Consider the following 17,078-nt stretch of genomic DNA (forward strand, 5'->3'; position numbering starts at 1 on the left):
GATAACAACGACCAACCAGAGGATGTGACATGAAACTGATCAAAACATTGATGGCCGCCGCGACGGCGCTTGTGGTCACCGCGTTCGTGGCGCCGAGCTTCGCTGCCGACGATCCGGGTCCCGCTGCCTATGCGCAGGCACTCAAGGGCAAACGCGTCATGCTGGTGCCGCTGGCGATGGGCTTCGACCTGGCGCAGGGCTGGGCGCATTACCTGAAAAAGGAAGTCGAGGCCTGGGGCGGCACGTTCGAGACGCGCGACCCGAACTGGGTCGTCGATGCCGGCGCGCAGGCGATCACCGACGCCATCTCGTCAGACACCAGGCCTGATGTGCTGATCATCCACGCGCCGGATCTCAACTCCTACTCCAAGCTTATGAAGAAGGCGCAGGCAGCCGGAACCTATGTGATCCTGGTCGACAATCCCGCCAATTTCCCGGCCGATGCCTTTGTCGGCAGCGATTGGGACCGGCTCGGCCAACTCGAGGCGGAAGCCGCGATCAAGGGCTGCGGCGAGAACTCGTCCAAAAAGATCGGGCTGGTGCAGGGCGACCAGGCGAATTCCTCCAGCCTCTACCAGTACGCCGGCATCATGAAGGTGTTGGAAAAACATCCCGACTTCCAGGTCGTCGCCAAGCCGGACTCCAACTGGGACGCCACCACCTCGCGCAATGTGACCACAACGATGCTGCAGCAGCATCCCGACATCTGCTCCATCATCGACTTCTGGGACGGCGACGCCACCGGCGCGTCCGCTGCGATCCGCGACGCCAAGCTCGACGGGAAGGTTTTTCTCGTCACCACTGGCGGCGGCGAAAAGGCGGCCGACTGCGACAAGCTGCAGGACGGCACCTATGGCGCGGTTGTCATGACCGACCTTGCCCGGCAGTCGGGGGACATGAACGCCATCATAAAGTTCCTGCTGCAGAGCGGCCAGCCGGCCGGCACGTCGCACACCTACATCTACACGCTGGAGAAGGCGACGACCAAGGCCGACCTCAAGCCCGACAGCTGCTGGGACCTGAAGGCGCTCCAGGCCGAAGCGGCGGCGAAGTAACCGCTTCTCGTGAAACCGATAGGTGCGAGGTGGCCGGACCGTCCGGCCACCTCTTTCTCTTTCCTTATTCTTTTTCTCTCGCGGCAGCAGTGAGCCGATGTCCTTTCGCGAACGCCTCCAGTCCTGGCGCTACAATCTCGTTCCCGACCATCTGGTCGGCGAAATCCTGACCAAGCGCTGGACCGACAACGCCATTCCCTTCCTGGCGCTGGTGGCGACACTCAGCGTGTTCGGTTCGATCATTCCGGGCTTCTTCAAACTGACCTCGCTGCAGGAATCGACCCGCCAGCTCGGCGAATTCTCGATGGTCGTCACCGGCATGACGGTGGTGATGCTGGGCGGCGGCATCGACCTGTCGGTCGGCTCGATCTTTGCGCTGTCCTGCTTTTCCGCCGTCTATGTCTTCTTCATCCTCGAACAGTCGATCTGGCTGGCGCTGGCCGCTTCGCTCGCCGCCGGCCTCGTCTTCGGCGCCGTCAACGGCTATCTCGTCGGTTACCTCAGGCTGCGCGCCTTCCTCACCACGCTGGTCACCTTCATTTTCGGGCGGGCGCTGTTCGATATCCTGGTCACCACCTATGCCGCCGACGTGCAGCTTTCCCAGGCCACCTCCGATATGCTCGACTTCATCGGCGACGGCACCTTCTGGGGCCTGTCGGTCTCGGTGTGGCTGGCCATTATCCTCGCCATCGTCACTCATATCGCGCTGACGCGCTCGCGGCCCGGCTGGCATGTGCTGGCGGTCGGCGGCTCCCGGCGTTCGGCTCACAATGCCGGCATCCGTGTGCGCCGCACCGTGTTCATGACTTATCTCTTCTCAGGCTTCTGCGCCTCGATCGGCGGCTTCCTCATCGCCTGCCGCTTGAGCGGGGCGGGGCCGGGCACCGGCCTCAACCTCGAGATCATGGCGCTGACCGCGGCGGTGGTCGGCGGCGTCAGCCTTGGCGGCGGGCGCGGCTCGGTGATCAAGGGGCTGATGGGCGCCATCATCGTCTTGACCATGACCAACGGGCTGATCCGGCTGGGCTACGGCACCGGCACCAACCAGATGGTGCTGGGCATCATGCTGGCGGTGGCGGTGACGATCGACATCCGCTGGTTGAAGAATCGCCACAAGGTGCTGAACGAGGTCTACGTCGCGCCGGTCTATCTCAGGATGGGCGAGACGCAGTCGGCGGCGCCCGGTTCTGGCACGCCTTATGAACTCGACAACCGGCTGTCGGGCGCCGACCATATCGGGCTCGGCGAACTGGAAGGACCGGAAGATGTCATCCTCGACCGTGACGATCATCTCTATTGCGGCACGCGCCATGGCGAGATCGTCCGCTTCTTCGCGCCGGACTACGTGAAGTCGGAAGTGTTCGCTCATATCGGCGGCTTTCCGCTCGGCCTTGCCTTCGACAAACCAGGCAATCTGATCAGTTGTGTCGGCGCCATGGGGCTCTATTCCGTCTCGCCCGATCGCGAGGTGAAACGCCTGTCGGCCGAAACGTCGCGCTCCTGGACGTCGGTCGTCGACGACGCACGGCTGCGCGATCCCAACGACTGCGACATAGCGCCGGACGGCCGCATCTATTTCACCGACTCGACCAAGCGCTACGACGCGCATGACTGGGCGCTGGATTCGATCGAGAACCGCGCCACCGGCCGCCTGCTGGTCTACGACCCGAAGGACGGATCGACCAGGACGCTGCTCGACGGCTACCGCTACACCAATGGTGTGTGCATGGCGCATGACGGCAAGTCGCTGTTCTTCGCCGAGAGTTGGGCCTGCCGTGTGCATCGCTACTGGCTGGAAGGGCCGAAGGCCGGCACCGCCGAATGCGTTATCCGGGACATGCCGGGCTATCCTGATAACATCAACCGCGCTTCCGACGGCAATTACTGGATGGCGTGGCTCGGCATGCGCACGCCGAGCTTCGACCTGTCGCTGCGCCATCCCGACATGCGCAAGCGCATGACGCGACGGCTGCCGCAGGACGAATGGCTGTTCCCCAACATCAACACCGGGGGCGTCGTGAAATTTACGGAAAAAGGCGGCATCGTCGAAGCGATGGGCGACCTCTCGGGCGGCGCGCATCCGATGGTCACCTCGATGCGCGAGCATAAGGGATATCTTTTCGTCGGCGGCATCCTCAACAACCGCATCGGCCGCTACAAGATTGCTGGCGCCGACCCGAATTGGACCAGCCCGGCTTCCTATTGGGGAGCAAAGTAATGATCCTCGATCCGATCCTGGATATATTTCGCGGCAAGGCGGTGACGATCCCGCCGCTGGACGGCGCTTTCCGCCCCAACACGCGGCTCGATGATGCGCCGGCTTTTGTCGAACTGACCGAGCCGGACAATCTGCTGGTGGCTGGCGACAAGCTGCTCGTTTCCAGCGGCAACGCCGTCTATTCGATTGCCGCCGGAACCGCGCCCAAGCTGGTCGAGACCTTTTCGTCCACCGTTTCCGCGCTGGCGCTCTCGCCATCGGGCGAGCTGGCGGTCGGATTGGAAAGCGGCAAGTTGCTGGTCGGCGGCAGGGATGTTTCGCTGCCGGCCGGTGTCAGCTGCATCACCGCGCTCGCCTATGCCGACGACGGCGCGCTGTGGCTGGCCAATGGTTCGGCTGAATACGCGCCATCGCAATGGGCCGCCGATTTGATGAAGAAAGGCGCGTCGGGATCGCTTTGGAAGCAGGATGCGGCAGGCGGGGACTTCCGCAAGCTGGCCGGCGCCATCGCCTTTCCCTATGGGCTCCATCCCGTCGGCGGGGACGTGCTGGTCAGCGAGAGCTGGCGCCATCAGCTCATCCGCTTCGGTGCGGCAAGCGGCAGCCGCTCGACGGTGTTGACCCATCTGCCCGGCTATCCCGCGCGGCTGTCGCCATCCGCCGATGGAGGCGCCTGGCTGACGCTGTTTGCGCCGCGCAACCGGCTGATCGAATTCGTGCTGCAGGAGACGCATTACCGTCAGGACATGATCGAGCAGGTGCCGCCGGCCTACTGGATCGCACCGGCGCTGGCCTCAAGCCGCAGCTTCCTCGAACCGCTGCAATGCGGCGGCATCCGCACGATGGGCATCCACAAGCCCTGGTCGCCGAGCCGCTCCTACGGTCTGGTGGTCAGGCTCGACCAGAACATGCAGCCTCGGTTCAGCCTGCACAGCCGCGCCAACGGCATACGTCACGGCATTTGCAGCGTGCTTGAAAAAGATGGCGAACTGTTTGTCGCCTCGAAGGGCGGCGACTGCGTGTTGGCTATCGCTTCGGGAAGTTTTTGATGGAACCGATCGTTCGCCTGGAGAATGTCACCAAGAATTATCGCGGCGTGCCCGCGGTGAAGAACGTCACCTTCGACCTGCGCAAGGGCGAGATCCACGCGCTGCTCGGCGAGAACGGCGCCGGCAAGTCTACGCTGACCAAGGTCATCGCCGGCGTGGTCGGCGCCAGTTCGGGCAAGATGTTCCACAAGGGCCGGGAGATCGCCTACGCCTCGCCGCACGCAGCGCTCGAAGCCGGCATCGCCATGGTGTTCCAGGAAACCAGCTTGGTGCCGTCGATGACGGTGGCGCAGAATCTTTATCTCGGTACCGAGAAATTCCTCAACCGGCTGCGCGGCACCTACATTTCCGCGCAGCAGTTCCTGCAGTCGTTGAATTTTCCGGTCGACCCGAACGCGATGGTGGCGACGCTTGGCGCGGCCAAGCGCCAGATGGTCGAGATCGCGCGCGCCGTGCACCACAATGCCGAGATCATCATCTTCGACGAGCCGACCGCGACGTTGACGCCGGAGGAGAAGCGGCACTTCTTCGCGCTGATCCGGCGCCTCAAGGCGCGCGGCGTCTCCATCGTCTTCATCAGCCATGCGCTGGAAGAGGCGCTGCTGATTGCCGACCGCATCACCATCCTGCGCGATGGCGAGTTGGTCATCACCGACGACACGGCGGCCTTCGATCGCGACCGGATCGTCGCCGCCATGGTCGGGCGCACGCTATCGGGGCAGATCTATCGCCAGCGAGACGAGGCCAAGCTGCGCAAGGCGGGGAAGAAAGTTCTGTCGGTGCAGGACATCTCAATGAGCAATGTCGTGCGCAACAATTCGTTCTCGATCTTCGAAGGCCAGATCACCGGCGTGTTCGGGCTGATCGGTTCCGGCCGCACCGAGACGTTCAAAATCGTGTCCGGCATCTACAAACGCGATTTCCTGCGCGGCGGGGCGATCGAGCTGGACGACAGGCCGGTGCGCTACCTCGTGCCGAGCGAAGCGGTGGCCGATGGCATCGTCTACGTCACAGAGGATCGCAAGAGCGAAGGCATTTTCGAGACGATGGGCATCGCCGAGAACCTATTCGGCGGGCTGCTGGCAGCAGGCCGCGAAAAGGGCTGGGTGATCAACCAGCAGGAGATGCGCGCGCTTTCAGCCGAATGGACCAAGACGCTGAACATCAAGGCGATCAACGACAATGCGCGCGTGGTCGAGCTCTCCGGCGGCAACCAGCAGAAGGTGGTGATCGGCAAGGGGTTGGTGCAGAAGCCGCGCATCGTCATCTTCGACGAGCCGACGCGCGGCGTCGATGTAGGGGCCATCGCCGAGATTCACCAGATCATCAATCGGCTGGCCGACGAGGGTCTGGCCGTGGTCGTCATCTCGTCCTACCTGCCGGAGATCATGAACCTGTCCGACCGGATCCTGGTCTGCCGTCAGGGCCGCATCGTCGAGGAGTTTTCGCCGGCGGAGGCGACGGAGGAGAAGATCATGTATGCCGCGGTGCATTAGCGCTGTGTCGGTATTCAGGTGAGGCCGGCCTGCAAACGCCGGCTTCCTGCGCTTCCGGTGCTGACGTACTTCAAGTACGCTCCGCTCCGGTTCTCGGAACCCGCCGTTTTCGAGTCGGCCTGACCTGAATCTCGACACACCGTCGCGGTGCCGTTTGCACTGCAAAAGCGAATAGGCGAATGAAGTGAATGGATTGGCGGCGGCTGTTCAGCGTCCGATTCAATCGTGCGGCATCGAGAAACGAAAGGAAACACCATGTCTACCACCAGACTTCTGAACGATGCCGAGGTGGAGAAAATCCCGGCAGTGAAGGCGGTGTTCGATGATATCCGCGCGACGCGTAAATCCGATTTCGTCAATAATTTCTGGCGTGGGCTGGCCAATGATCCCGCGGCGCTGAAGCGGGTGTGGGAGCAACTCAAGGCGGTCATGGTCGCCGACAGCGCGATCGATCCGTTGACCAAGGAGATGATCTACATCGCGGTGTCGACCGCCAATGGCTGCTCCTACTGCGTCCATTCGCACACCGCGGCGGCGCGGGCCAAAGGCATGACAGACGCACAGCATGGCGAGCTGGTGTCGATCATCGGGTTGGCGGGACAGACCAACCATTTGGTGACGGCAATGCAGATCCCGGTCGATCCACAGTTCGAGGTGAACTGAGGAAAGACGCGCTACACCGGCCTATAAACCTTCTCCGCCGCGTTCCAGAAAATGTCGGCTTCCGCCGCCGTGCCATGCTTCTCCACCGCATCGCGGTGCGCCTTCATCAGTTCGGCGTGGCTGGTCCACAGTTTTTCGATGGGAAAGTTCGAGCCGAACATCAGATGATCGCTGCCCAGAATGTCGATCGCATTGTCGATGATGTAGGCGATCAGCGCCGGGTCGTTGCGGTGAACGAAGGTGCCGAGGCCCGAAAGCTTGGCGTAGAGATTGGGTGCCGCCGACAGCGTGCGCAGTCCGGCCTTCCAGGCTTCGGTGGTTTCCGGTTCCATGCCGGTCAGCATGCCGGTGTGAGTCAGGATGAAATTCGTCTCCGGGTTTTCGCCGACCAGCGTCAGCCCGTCCTTCATCTGGGCGGGGAAGAGCTGCAGGTCGAAGGACAGGCCATAATCCTTCAGCCGCGCGACGTTGGCGCGGACCTTGGGGTCGATCACCTGATCGGCCGAGGCGGCGAAGCGGAAGGCCGGGGTCTCGTGCCAGTGCAGTTGCATGCGCACGCCGCGCAGCAGCCTGTATTTCATCAACCGGTCGATCTGCGGCCTGACATCGTCCACTGTCATGTCGGCATAGCCGACGATGGCGTGCGGCCAGCCGGTCTCGTCGGCGGTCTGCTGCAGGAAGGCGACCTCGTTCTCGAAATCCTCCTTGGCCCAGTTGGTCTGGACATAGACGGCTTTTTCGACGCCCGAACCTTTTTGGTCGGCCAGAAATTCACCGATCGGATAGTCGCGGCGGATCGGCTCGTAGGGGCCGAAGATGCGCGGCACCATCGGGCCGACCAGCCATGGTTGGTCTTTCTGGCGCCAGATGTGGAAATGCGCGTCGATGGCTTTCTGCATCACGATACCCTTTTCCAGATGGTCGCGGCCGCCGGGGCGGGGCGTGCGAGCGACAGGATGAAATCGGTGAGGCCGGCCAGCGACGAGCCGTCGACCAGATCGTCGAGGTCGGGCAGGATGGCGCGCAGCGCCGCTGTCGCCGGCTGGAAGCGTGGATCGCCGGCCAGCGGGGTCGCCAGCGATAGCCGGAAGGCGCGGGCGCTAAGCCTGCGCATGGCAATCTCCAGTTCGGCATGGTCGCCGCGCTCCAGCGCGTCGGAGAGAATGACGACCGCGGCGCCGCGCGTGAACGACGAAAAGCGCGGCACCGAGAGGAATGCCAGCAGGGTCGGTCCCATGCGGGTACCGCCATCCCAATCGTCGACCTGGCTTGCTGCCCACGCCAGCGCCTGATCACGGTCGCGGATGCGCAATGCCGAGGTGATGCGGGTGAGCCGCGTGCCGACGGTGAATATCTCGGCGCGATCCGCGCCCTGCACGGCGGCATGCGCCAGCTTGAGATAGTCGGCGGTGTGCAGTTTCATCGAGCCTGAGACATCGATCAGCAGCAACAGCTTGCGCGGCACGATCTGGCGGCGACGCAATAGCGGCCAGGGGACATCGCCATCGGCGCCGACAATTTCCCTGAGCGAGCGGCGCAGGTCGAGCTTGCCGCGGGAATGAGTACGCACCGTGCGGAAGGAGCGACGGGCGGGCAGGGCCGATGACAGCTTTCGGCGAAAGGTGGTCAGACTGTCGTGGTCGCGCTGGAAGTCGCGCGTGCTCAACTGCTCCAGGGCCGAAGACAACTCGCCGCCTTCCTGCCTCTGCTCGGCCTCGATCCGTTCATCGTCGGCACCGCCATCATCCTTGATGCGCGTTTCCTCGTCGGCGTCGCCTTCGATCACGGCTGACGCGTTGCCATAGAAATGGCTCTGGAAAAGGGCTTCGAATTCGGCGCGGCGATCGGGCGGCGGCGCCAGCGTGGCAAGGGCTGCCTCGCGTATGTCCGCCATCGAGCGTGGTCCGAGCAAGGTTATCGCTTGCATGAAGCTGGTGACTTGTTCGGGGGCGATGGCAAAGCCGTAGCGGCGCAGCATCCGGCCGAAGCTGAGGAAGGGCGCCGCCGCACGGGGCAAGCTACGGTCGCGCGGCATGGCAGAAATATTCCAACCGTTGCGTTCCTTCGCGCCCCCCTCTGTCCTGCCGGACATCTCCCCCACTTGGGGGGAAATCGGATGTCATCCCGGCTTTCGCCAATCTCCAACGTTGCAGGATTGAGCGAAGCGCCGAGGTTGCTGATCTCCCCTCTTGTGGGGGAGATGTCCGCCAGGACAGAGGGGCGCGCTGTCCCGCCGGCGTCAGGGAGAAGGGCGCGCTGAGATCGCGGCTCACGCCAGCGCCTCGTCGACGATGCGGCCAAGCTCGGGCGCGATGTAGGACAGATCCTCCTCGTCCTTGATCAGCACGCCGATGGCGCGGCGGAAGGCTTCCGGCCAGGGGCTGCCGCCTTTTTCCAGGATGGTCGCGGCATTCGCCCATTCGACGGCCTCGGCGATGCCGGGCGGTTTGGCGAGTGGACGCGCGCGGATGTTCTGCACGGCGGACGCCACAGCGCGTGCCGTTGCCTCTGCGACATCGCCGGCGCGCAGCATGATGATGGCCGCCTCGCGCTCGGCATCGGGATAGCCAATCCAGTGATAGACGCAACGCCGCCGGAGCGCTTCGGCGAGTTCGCGGGTGCGGTTGGAGGTCAGGATGACGATCGGCTGTGCGGTGGCGCGGATGGTGCCGCGCTCGGGAATGCTGATCTGGAAGTCGGAAAGAAACTCCAACAGCAGCGCCTCGAATTCGTGGTCGGAACGGTCGATCTCGTCGACCAGCAGGATGCGCTGCTCCGGCGCCTTCAGCACCTGCAGCAGCGGGCGGGCGATCAGAAAGCGGTCGTCGTAGATATCGACTTCTTGCTCGCCGGCATGGCGGATGGCGAGCAGCTGGCGCTGGTAGTTCCACTCATAGAGCGCATGTGCGGCGTCTATGCCTTCATAGCATTGCAACCGCACCAGATCGCGGCCGAGCAACTCGGCGATTGCCTTGGCCGCTTCCGTCTTGCCGACGCCCGGAGCGCCTTCGAGCAGCAGCGGCTTGCCCAGCCGGATCGCCAGGAAGATGGCCGTCGCCAGGCTTTCATCAGCCAGATAATGCGAGGCAGCGAGGCGCTCGGCGACCGCTTCTGGCGAAGTCGCGACCGTTTCGGCGTTTACCTCGGGCATGTCGGTCCTCAGGTCGTCGCTTGCGCCTTGAGCGCGCGCAAAATGCGTTCCGGCGTGATGGGCAACGTGTCGATGCGCACCCCGACAGCGTCGAAGACGGCATTGGCGACCGCCGGAATCTGCGGATTGGCGCACATTTCGCCGGGCCCCTTGGCGCCGTAAGGACCATCCGCCGAGGGCCGCTCCAGCACAATGATCTCGGTTTCGGCCAGGTCGCCGGGACCCGGCATCAGGTACTGGTTGAAGTCGGTGCCGCCATGGTCACGGTTGGGATAATAGGGCTCGGTCGTTTCGTAGAGCGCGTGGCTGATGCCCATCCAGGAGCCGCCGACCAACTGCTGCTCGACCATTTTGGGATTCAGCGCACGGCCGATCTCGAAGACGTTCTTCACCGTCAGCACGGTGACTTCGCCGGTCTCGTCGTCGACCTCGACCTCGGCCACCGTGCAGGCATGCGCGTAGCAGGTCGATGGCTTCATCGCGCCGGTCTCCTTCTCCGGATAGGAGCGCGGGATGAGAAACATGCCGCGTCCCGAGATCGAGCGGCCGCGCTTGAAATGCGCCGACAGCGCGACGTCGAAGATCGAGATCGATTTCTGCGGCGCGCCTTTGACCAATATGTTGCCCTGGCCGTCGGTCTCGAGGTCGGAGGCGTTGACCTCCAGCTCCTCCGCGGCCACTTCGAGCATCACCTGGCGGGCTTCCTTGGCCGCCTGGATGACGGCGTTGCCGGCGCGGTGCGTGCCGCGCGAGGCGAAAGTGCCCATGCAGTGCGGGCCGGTGTCGGTATCGGCGGTGTCGACGACGACGCGGTCCGTCGGCACGCCGATCGTCTCAGCGCAGATCTGCGCCATGATCTGCTTCATGCCCTGGCCGAGATCGACCGATGACAGCGTCACCATGAAATTGCCGGTCGGGGTCGAATGCACCAGCGCCTGGGTGGGGTCGCCGCCGAGGTTCATGCCTGTCGGATAATTGATCGCGGCAACGCCGCGCCCGCGCCTGATCGCCATCTCAAGCTCCCTTCGCGTAAGAGGACATCACCATGTACTTCTCGGCCACGGGCCAGTTGGCGGCGCGCGAGGCTTCCTGCATGCACTCGATAAGGGCCGCCCCTTCGGTCGGCTGGCGATGCGCCTTCATGTCGCCGTCGCGATAGGCATTGATGAAGCGGAATTCGAGCGGATCCATGCCGATCAGCCGTGCCAGCTTGTCCATCTGCACCTCCAGTGCGAAGTCGCCGATGGTGACGCCGAAGCCGCGCATGGCGGAGGAGGGGGTGCGGTTGGTGTAGACGCAGTACGTATCGATCCAGACATTGGGGATGGTGTAGGGGCCGGGATAGTGCCCCGCGCCCTTCTGGGCGCCATAGGGCGAATGGCGGGAGTAGGCGCCGGCGTCCGTGTAGCCGGTGACCTTGCGGGCGACGATGCGGCCGTCCTTCATCACGCCGTCCTTGATGACGACCTTTTCGGCCGCGCGAGGTGACGAGATCTGCATCTCCTCCTCGCGGCTGTAGATAAAACAGACCGGTCGCCCTGTTAGCTTGGCGCCGAGGATCGCGATCGGTTCGACGATGACATCGACCTTGCCGCCGAAGCCGCCGCCGACCGTGCCGCCGACGAAATGCAGCTTGCTGCCCGGCATCTGCAAAATGATCGACGTGTTGTCGAGGGTGAAGAACATCGCCTGGGTGTTGGTATAGCAGGTGAAGCGGTCATTGCCCTCCGGTGTCACGATACAGCCGGTGGTCTCGGTCGGCGCATGCTCGATCGGCGAGGAATGATAGCTCTGTTCGAGGACGTAGTCGGCCTCGGCAAAGCCTGTCTCGACATCGCCGAAGCGCACCTTGCGGCACTCGCCACTGTCATAGAGATAGTAGTTCTGGCCGTGATATTCGTTGACGAGGGGCGCGCCGGGCTTCAGCGCTTCCTCCATGTCGAAGACGGCCGGCAGCACCTCGTAATCGACCTTGATCTTGGCCGCGGCTTCCTGGGCGGCGCGCTCCGTCTCGGCCAGCACCGCCACCACAGCCTCGCCCTTCCAGCGCACCTTGCCGTCGGCCAGAACCGTCTCGTCCTCCGGCCCGATCTGGATCAGGATCAGGATGGTGTAGACATTGTGCGGGACGTCCCTGGCGGTGAGAATTTTCACCACGCCCGGATGTTTTTCCGCTTCGGAGGTATCGATCGACCGGATGCGGGCATGATGGTGCGGGCTGCGCACCATCTTCAGATGCAGCATGCCGGGAAAGTTGCGGTCGGCGAAATAGGCTGTCTTGCCGGTGACATGGCCGGGCGAATCCGAGCGGGGCCTCGGCTGGCCGATCTCGTTGAGGTCATCCTTGCGGACGTCCGAGAAATAGCTTTTGCGCAGTTCCATCTTGCTTCCCTCAGGCCGCGTTCTGCGAGTTGGCGCGAGCGGCGGTGAGCACCGCCTGGATGATAGGCTCGTAGCCCGTGCAGCGGCATATGTTGCCCGACAGCGCTTCGACGACGTCGTCGCGGCTGGGATTGGGGGTGTGGTCGAGCAGCACCTTGGCCGCCATGAGCATGCCCGGCGTGCAGAAGCCGCATTGCGTGGCGAAGGCGTCGAGGAAGGCGCGCTGGAGAGGATGCAGAACGCCGCCTTCGGCAAGACCCGACGTGGTGGTGATGGCAGCGCCGTTGCAGGTCTCGGCGAGCGTCAGACAGGACAGCCGGAGCTCACCGTCGATGATCACCGAGCAGGAGCCGCAGGTGCCCTGATGGCAGCCGCCCTTCGGCGAGGTGTCGCCGATCTTGTCGCGCAAGGCGTTGAGCAGCGTGGTGCCGCTTTCGACGAATTCGGCCTTTTCAGAACCGTTGAGCGTGAACTGGACGGGAACCTTTGCCATTCTTCCTCCTTGCGCGCCTGCCCCGCAGGGCAAGCGCGCGCCCCCGAAACTAGCTGAGCAGCAGCCGACCAAGATGAACCGGCAGCACTTGCGCGCGATACCAGGCGCTGGCGATCGGGTCGGTAATAGGTTCGATGCCGTCGTTGGCGGCAGCCAGAGCCAAAGCGACGCCGTCCGCGTCCAGTGTCCTGCCGAGCAGCGCTTTCTCGGCTGTCTTGGCTCGCATCGGCCGGTCGGCCATGCAGCCGAGCGCGATCCGCACCGAGGATATTGTGCCGTTGCCGGCCTGTTCCAGGATAGCGGCGATACTGAGCACCGAGACGCCCTTGGGCTTTACCCGCGAGACCTTCACGAATCGAAAGCTTCCCTGTGCCGGCCACGTGAAGCTTACAGAGGTGACGATCGCGCGGCTCCCGTCCCGCTTGGCCAGAAAGGCTTCCATCGGCATTTCGCCGTCATTGGTGCTCACGATGGCGTCCAGCGCCAGCAGGGCGACCGCGAAATCGCCATAGGGACTTGGCGCAAACAGATTGCCGCCGACGGTCGCCATGTTGCGGATCGCCGGACCGCCAACGGCACGCGCGGCCTTGGCAAGCTGGCTGAGCTCGGGATGGCGGGCGATCGCCGCCATGGTCACCGAAGCGCCGATGCGGATCGTGCCGCCGGAGACCGCGATGGCCGACAAGGCCGGGTCGGTCGACCTGACAAGGCCGGAGACCGAAACATCGCCTTCATTGGCGGCGCGCAAGACGAGCGTGCCGCCGCCGAGATAGCGCGTGCCGGCGGCTTTCAGCGCCGCGCTGGCGTCTTTCACCGTTGCAAAACTCTGCAGTGCCAGCGCCATGGCCCGCTCCTCAACCCTGGCCGGCGAAATGGCTCTTCAGGGCGTTGAAGCCGCCCTGAAAGACATTGGCGCCCATGCCCTCGGCCAGCTTGTCGGCTTCTTCGGGTGCTGCGTCGAAGCTGGCGGTCCATTCGGCATAGGTGCGGTCGCCGTCGGTGACGCGCCGCAATTGCAGCGTAGCCTTGTGGTTGGTGAGCGGCTGCGGCGTTTCCAGGATCGAATAGCTGACGAGGAAATTCTTATCGGAGAAATCGAGCAGCTTTTCGCGCAGCCGCGCGCCGCTGGCCAGCTGGAAGTTGCGCACGCAGCCGATCGTGGTGGCGTCCTTGCCGTCCTCGATATGGCTTTCGACCATGCGCGGATGCCAGCTCGGCAGTCCGTTGAAGTCGCGGATGCGCGCCCAGACCTTTTCGACCGGCGCGTCGATGACGGTGGAGATGGTGACATCAGCCATATGCTCTTTCCCTTGCAAACGTTCTGCTTGGGACGGTAGGCCGACCGTGGTCGCGATGCTTATCAATGCGTCTTGGGCACGTATCAATCAGTCTGAAAATAGCCGGTTTCCGGCCCGTCAGGACACTGCTCGCGCCGCTTCGCGATAGAGCGTCGGCGGCACGCCGACATGATCGCGGAAGAAACGCGAGAAATTGCCCTGGGTGGTGAAGCCGAGATTGCAGGCGACCGATATCAGCGGCTCATGCGACCACTGGAGTTGGCGCACCGCTTCCTCCATGCGCAGCGTGTTCCAGTAGACGTTGGGCGTCAAACTGGTCTGTTCCTTGAACAGAGCGAAGAAATGCGGCCGCGAGAGGCCGACGCTGCGCGCCACGTCATCGAAGGAGATACGCTCGCAGACATTGGCTTTCATCAACTGGATCGCCTTGCGGACACGGAAATCCTGCACGGTGTTCACGCGGCCGCGCGGCTCCTGCGGAGCCGAAGCGTCGGCGGCATCGAGCACCGAGTCGATGAAGCGCTCGATCTCGTAATTGGCGACATCGTCGATGCTCTCATTGTCGGTCAGGTGATCGAGCAGGCCGGCAGCAGCCTGGTGCAGCCAGGGTTCGAGCGTGATTGCCGCCTGCGCGAAAAGCGGCGCGGACGATGGCAGGTCACGGCGCCGCCGTGCCCAGTCGGGGTCGATGTAGAAGGCGAGGAACAGGCCCGGCGTGCCGTCCTGCGACAGCACATGGCTGTGCGGCTGCAACGAGTTGATGCCGGCAGCCGTGCCAGGCCCAAGCAGGACCGTCTCACGACCGATGGTCATCTCGCCGGCGGTGCCTTCCAGCCAGATGATGAGATGTGCCTCGACATGGGCATGGGTGACGAAGTCGCTCGCGACATTCAGGACAGAAACATGTCCGAACCGGCCCCAGTAGAGCCTGATCGCTTCCGTCATGGGTATATCCTCCCGCAGGCGACTGGCCTCCCTTCGCCTGCTTGGGGATTGTGCGGCCGGTTTTCCGTATCCGTCAAGGCATAGCCGCACGGCCGGTATTCGCGGCAGGCCGCTTCAGCCGATTTTCAGACTGAGCGATAGGACGGGGGATGAACGCCACTTCGGCGAAGACAGGCTTTTAATCGCTGCGCCTGAAGTTGCGGATGCGGTCGAACAGCACCGCCAGCAGGATGGCGCCGCCGATGAAGGTGCCCTGCCAGAAGGCGTTGATACCGAGCAGGCCGAGGCTGTTGCGGATCACCTCGATGAGAGCGGCACCCACGATGGCGCCGAAGGCGGTGCCGACGCCGCCGGCGAGATTGGCGCCGCCGATGACGGTGGCGGCGATGACCTGCAGCTCCATGCCGTTGCCGAGATTGGTGGTGACGGCGCCCAGCCAGCCGGTCTGGATGATGCCGGCAATTCCCGCCGACAGCGCCGAGATCATGTAGACGGCGACCTTGATCTGGCGCACCGGAACGCCGGTCAGCGTCGCAGCATGCTCGTTGCCGCCAATGGCGAAGATATGCCGGCCGAACTTGGTCCAGCGCAGGATGAAGCCGGTGATCAGCGCCAAAAGGATCATGTAGAGCACCGGATTGGCGATGCCGAAGAGCCAGGCGCCGCCGCCCAGCGCCAGCAGCTTGTCGTGATCGGGCCCGAACTGGAAGACGACGGTGTTGTTGGAGGCGACCATGGCGAGGCTGCGGGCGATCGACAGCATGCCGAGCGTCACCACGAAGGGCGGAAAGCCGAGATAGGCGATCAGAATGCCGTTGAAGCCGCCGATGACGAGTGCGGTGGCGATCGAGGCCAGGATGCCGACTTCGATCGAAAACCCGGCATGCATGGTAACGGCCAGCACCATCGAGCAGAGGCACAGTACCGAACCGACCGACAGGTCGATGCCGCCGGTGATGATGACGAAGGTCATGCCCAGCGCGACAATGGCGACGAAGGTGACGTTGCGGGTGATGTTGAAGAGGTTCTTCGGGGTGGCGAAGGCATCCGTGGCAAAGGACAGGAAGATACAGGCGAGGATGACGGCGATCACCACCCAGAACGTCTGGCTGGAGAGCAGCCGCGACAGAAAACTGTGCTGTTTCTGCGCGATCGTCTGATCAAGGGTGACTGCCATTATCGACCTTTCCTGCCGGCAGCGAAACGCGCCAGCGCAATGAAATCCGGTTTGCCGCTCTCACACCACCTGCTCGATGGCGCCGGTGATCAGCCCTGTCACCTCCTCGGGCGAACTCGAGGCGATCGCCTTGTCGGCGACTTTCCTGCCGCGCCGCATGACGATAACGCGGTCCGCGACGTCGAAAACGTCGGGCATGCGGTGGCTGATCAGCACAACGGCGATGCCCTGGTCGCGCAGATGGCGGATCAGGTTGAGGACCTCCGCCACCTGGCGAACCGAAATCGCCGCCGTCGGCTCGTCCATCAGCACGATCTTGGCCTGCGACAGCATGGTGCGGGCGATCGCCACCGCCTGGCGCTGACCGCCGGACATCTGCTTGACGAGGTCGCGCGGGCGCGTCTCGGACTTGAGCTCGGCGAATATCTGGCCGGCGCGCTTGTACATGGCGGCATAGTCGAGGATACGGAAGGGCCCGACGCCGCGGCGCAGTTCGCGGCCGAGATAGACATTGGCCGCCGCCGTCAAATTATTGCACAGCGCCAGATCCTGGTGGACGATCTCGATGCCGTGCTGGCGGGCCTCGACCGGCTTGTGCAGGATCAGATCCTTGCCGTCCATCTGCATGGTGCCGTGGCTCGGGCGGAAATTGCCGGCGATCATCTTGACCAACGTCGACTTGCCGGCGCCGTTGTCGCCCATCAGGCCGACGACCTGGCCGGGCTCGATCGACAGCGACACGTCGTTCACCGCCTGGATGGCGCCGAAATGCTTCGAGATGTTGGTGAGTTCGAGAACCGCCACCAGCCTTTTGCCTCCCATGTCTGGCCGTCTGTCCCGGGAAGGGGCGACAGCTTCGGTTCGCTCTCCCAGCTCCTCCCCGGAAGCAGCGACGCGGTCATTTACGCAAATGCCTGCACGGGCGTCAATTGTCTGACGAATAAGATTTGGGCAATTGTCGGACGAATGAGATCCTGCCTTTCTGGAAAAATCCGTTTTGTAGGACAAATAGCAATTGACGTTGGCGGCAAGCCGTTATTAGTTGAGCGTCGGAGGAAGATATGCCGGCTTTAACGACGTCGTTTGGCGGCGCAACCGGTGGAGGATTACCGATCGTGCCGGCATCGTTGCCGGCCTGGTCGCATCTGAAA

Annotated in this window: 16 protein-coding genes; 5 read left to right on the forward strand and 11 right to left on the reverse strand. The window is 63.7% G+C overall.

The genetic code is table 11. The annotated features are described in order from the left end of the window. Nucleotides 1–29 precede the first annotated feature (29 nt). The 5 genes from FJ964_RS28350 to FJ964_RS28370 all read left to right on the forward strand — a co-directional run bounded on the left by FJ964_RS28350 (nucleotide 30) and on the right by FJ964_RS28370 (nucleotide 6,481). Complete coding sequence (locus tag FJ964_RS28350; protein WP_140553810.1) at nucleotides 30–1,055, forward strand: sugar ABC transporter substrate-binding protein; 1,026 nt, start codon at nucleotides 30–32, stop codon at nucleotides 1,053–1,055. A gap of 97 nt (nucleotides 1,056–1,152) precedes the next feature. Then, the gene (locus FJ964_RS28355; protein ID WP_140553812.1) at nucleotides 1,153–3,273 is read left to right on the forward strand and encodes an SMP-30/gluconolactonase/LRE family protein; all 2,121 of its coding nucleotides are present in this window, start codon (nucleotides 1,153–1,155) and stop codon (nucleotides 3,271–3,273) included. Continuing rightward, a complete protein-coding gene (locus FJ964_RS28360; RefSeq protein ID WP_140553813.1) occupies nucleotides 3,273–4,322 on the forward strand; it encodes a hypothetical protein in 1,050 nt (349 codons plus the stop codon). Before FJ964_RS28355 ends, FJ964_RS28360 begins: the two co-directional genes overlap by 1 nt. Then, the gene (locus tag FJ964_RS28365; protein ID WP_140553815.1) at nucleotides 4,322–5,818 is read left to right on the forward strand and encodes a sugar ABC transporter ATP-binding protein; all 1,497 of its coding nucleotides are present in this window, start codon (nucleotides 4,322–4,324) and stop codon (nucleotides 5,816–5,818) included. The genes FJ964_RS28360 and FJ964_RS28365 overlap by 1 nt, the downstream gene beginning before the upstream one ends. Nucleotides 5,819–6,073: 255 nt before the next feature. Beyond that, the gene (locus FJ964_RS28370) at nucleotides 6,074–6,481 is read left to right on the forward strand and encodes a carboxymuconolactone decarboxylase family protein (RefSeq protein ID WP_140553817.1); all 408 of its coding nucleotides are present in this window, start codon (nucleotides 6,074–6,076) and stop codon (nucleotides 6,479–6,481) included. Nucleotides 6,482–6,492: 11 nt separating this feature from the next. Here the strand turns inward: FJ964_RS28370 and FJ964_RS28375 are convergent, their stop codons facing one another. The 11 genes from FJ964_RS28375 to FJ964_RS28430 all read right to left on the reverse strand — a co-directional run bounded on the left by FJ964_RS28375 (nucleotide 6,493) and on the right by FJ964_RS28430 (nucleotide 16,731). Next, on the reverse strand, nucleotides 6,493–7,380 hold the full coding sequence (locus tag FJ964_RS28375; protein ID WP_181172644.1) for an amidohydrolase: 888 nt from the start codon (nucleotides 7,378–7,380) through the stop codon (nucleotides 6,493–6,495). Continuing rightward, nucleotides 7,380–8,516, reverse strand: coding sequence for a VWA domain-containing protein (locus FJ964_RS28380; protein WP_140553820.1), 1,137 nt, complete (start codon nucleotides 8,514–8,516; stop codon nucleotides 7,380–7,382). The genes FJ964_RS28375 and FJ964_RS28380 overlap by 1 nt, the downstream gene beginning before the upstream one ends. Nucleotides 8,517–8,750: 234 nt before the next feature. After that, on the reverse strand, nucleotides 8,751–9,632 hold the full coding sequence (locus FJ964_RS28390) for a MoxR family ATPase (protein WP_140553821.1): 882 nt from the start codon (nucleotides 9,630–9,632) through the stop codon (nucleotides 8,751–8,753). Between the two features lie 8 nt (nucleotides 9,633–9,640). Beyond that, nucleotides 9,641–10,645, reverse strand: a complete 1,005-nt coding sequence (locus FJ964_RS31725) for a molybdopterin cofactor-binding domain-containing protein (protein ID WP_140553823.1) — start codon at nucleotides 10,643–10,645, stop codon at nucleotides 9,641–9,643. A 1-nt stretch (nucleotide 10,646) separates the two neighbouring features. Further along, complete coding sequence (locus FJ964_RS31730) at nucleotides 10,647–12,014, reverse strand: xanthine dehydrogenase family protein molybdopterin-binding subunit (RefSeq protein ID WP_140553824.1); 1,368 nt, start codon at nucleotides 12,012–12,014, stop codon at nucleotides 10,647–10,649. Nucleotides 12,015–12,024: 10 nt separating this feature from the next. Further along, the gene (locus FJ964_RS28405) at nucleotides 12,025–12,507 is read right to left on the reverse strand and encodes a (2Fe-2S)-binding protein (protein WP_140553826.1); all 483 of its coding nucleotides are present in this window, start codon (nucleotides 12,505–12,507) and stop codon (nucleotides 12,025–12,027) included. Nucleotides 12,508–12,556: 49 nt separating this feature from the next. Further along, entirely contained in the window at nucleotides 12,557–13,351 is a 795-nt protein-coding gene (locus FJ964_RS28410) for an FAD binding domain-containing protein (RefSeq protein WP_140553828.1), read from the reverse strand. A gap of 10 nt (nucleotides 13,352–13,361) precedes the next feature. Beyond that, nucleotides 13,362–13,805: an SRPBCC family protein gene (locus tag FJ964_RS28415; RefSeq protein ID WP_140553830.1), complete on the reverse strand. Its 444-nt coding sequence runs from the start codon at nucleotides 13,803–13,805 to the stop codon at nucleotides 13,362–13,364. Nucleotides 13,806–13,922: 117 nt separating this feature from the next. Then, on the reverse strand, nucleotides 13,923–14,750 hold the full coding sequence (locus tag FJ964_RS28420) for an AraC family transcriptional regulator (RefSeq protein ID WP_140553832.1): 828 nt from the start codon (nucleotides 14,748–14,750) through the stop codon (nucleotides 13,923–13,925). 178 nt (nucleotides 14,751–14,928) lie between these two features. Further along, a complete protein-coding gene (locus tag FJ964_RS28425) occupies nucleotides 14,929–15,927 on the reverse strand; it encodes an ABC transporter permease (protein WP_140553834.1) in 999 nt (332 codons plus the stop codon). A gap of 60 nt (nucleotides 15,928–15,987) precedes the next feature. Then, the gene (locus FJ964_RS28430; RefSeq protein ID WP_140500157.1) at nucleotides 15,988–16,731 is read right to left on the reverse strand and encodes an ATP-binding cassette domain-containing protein; all 744 of its coding nucleotides are present in this window, start codon (nucleotides 16,729–16,731) and stop codon (nucleotides 15,988–15,990) included. Nucleotides 16,732–17,078: the final 347 nt, after the last annotated feature.

This window comes from Mesorhizobium sp. B2-3-2, assembly GCF_006442295.1.
Classification (GTDB): domain Bacteria; phylum Pseudomonadota; class Alphaproteobacteria; order Rhizobiales; family Rhizobiaceae; genus Mesorhizobium.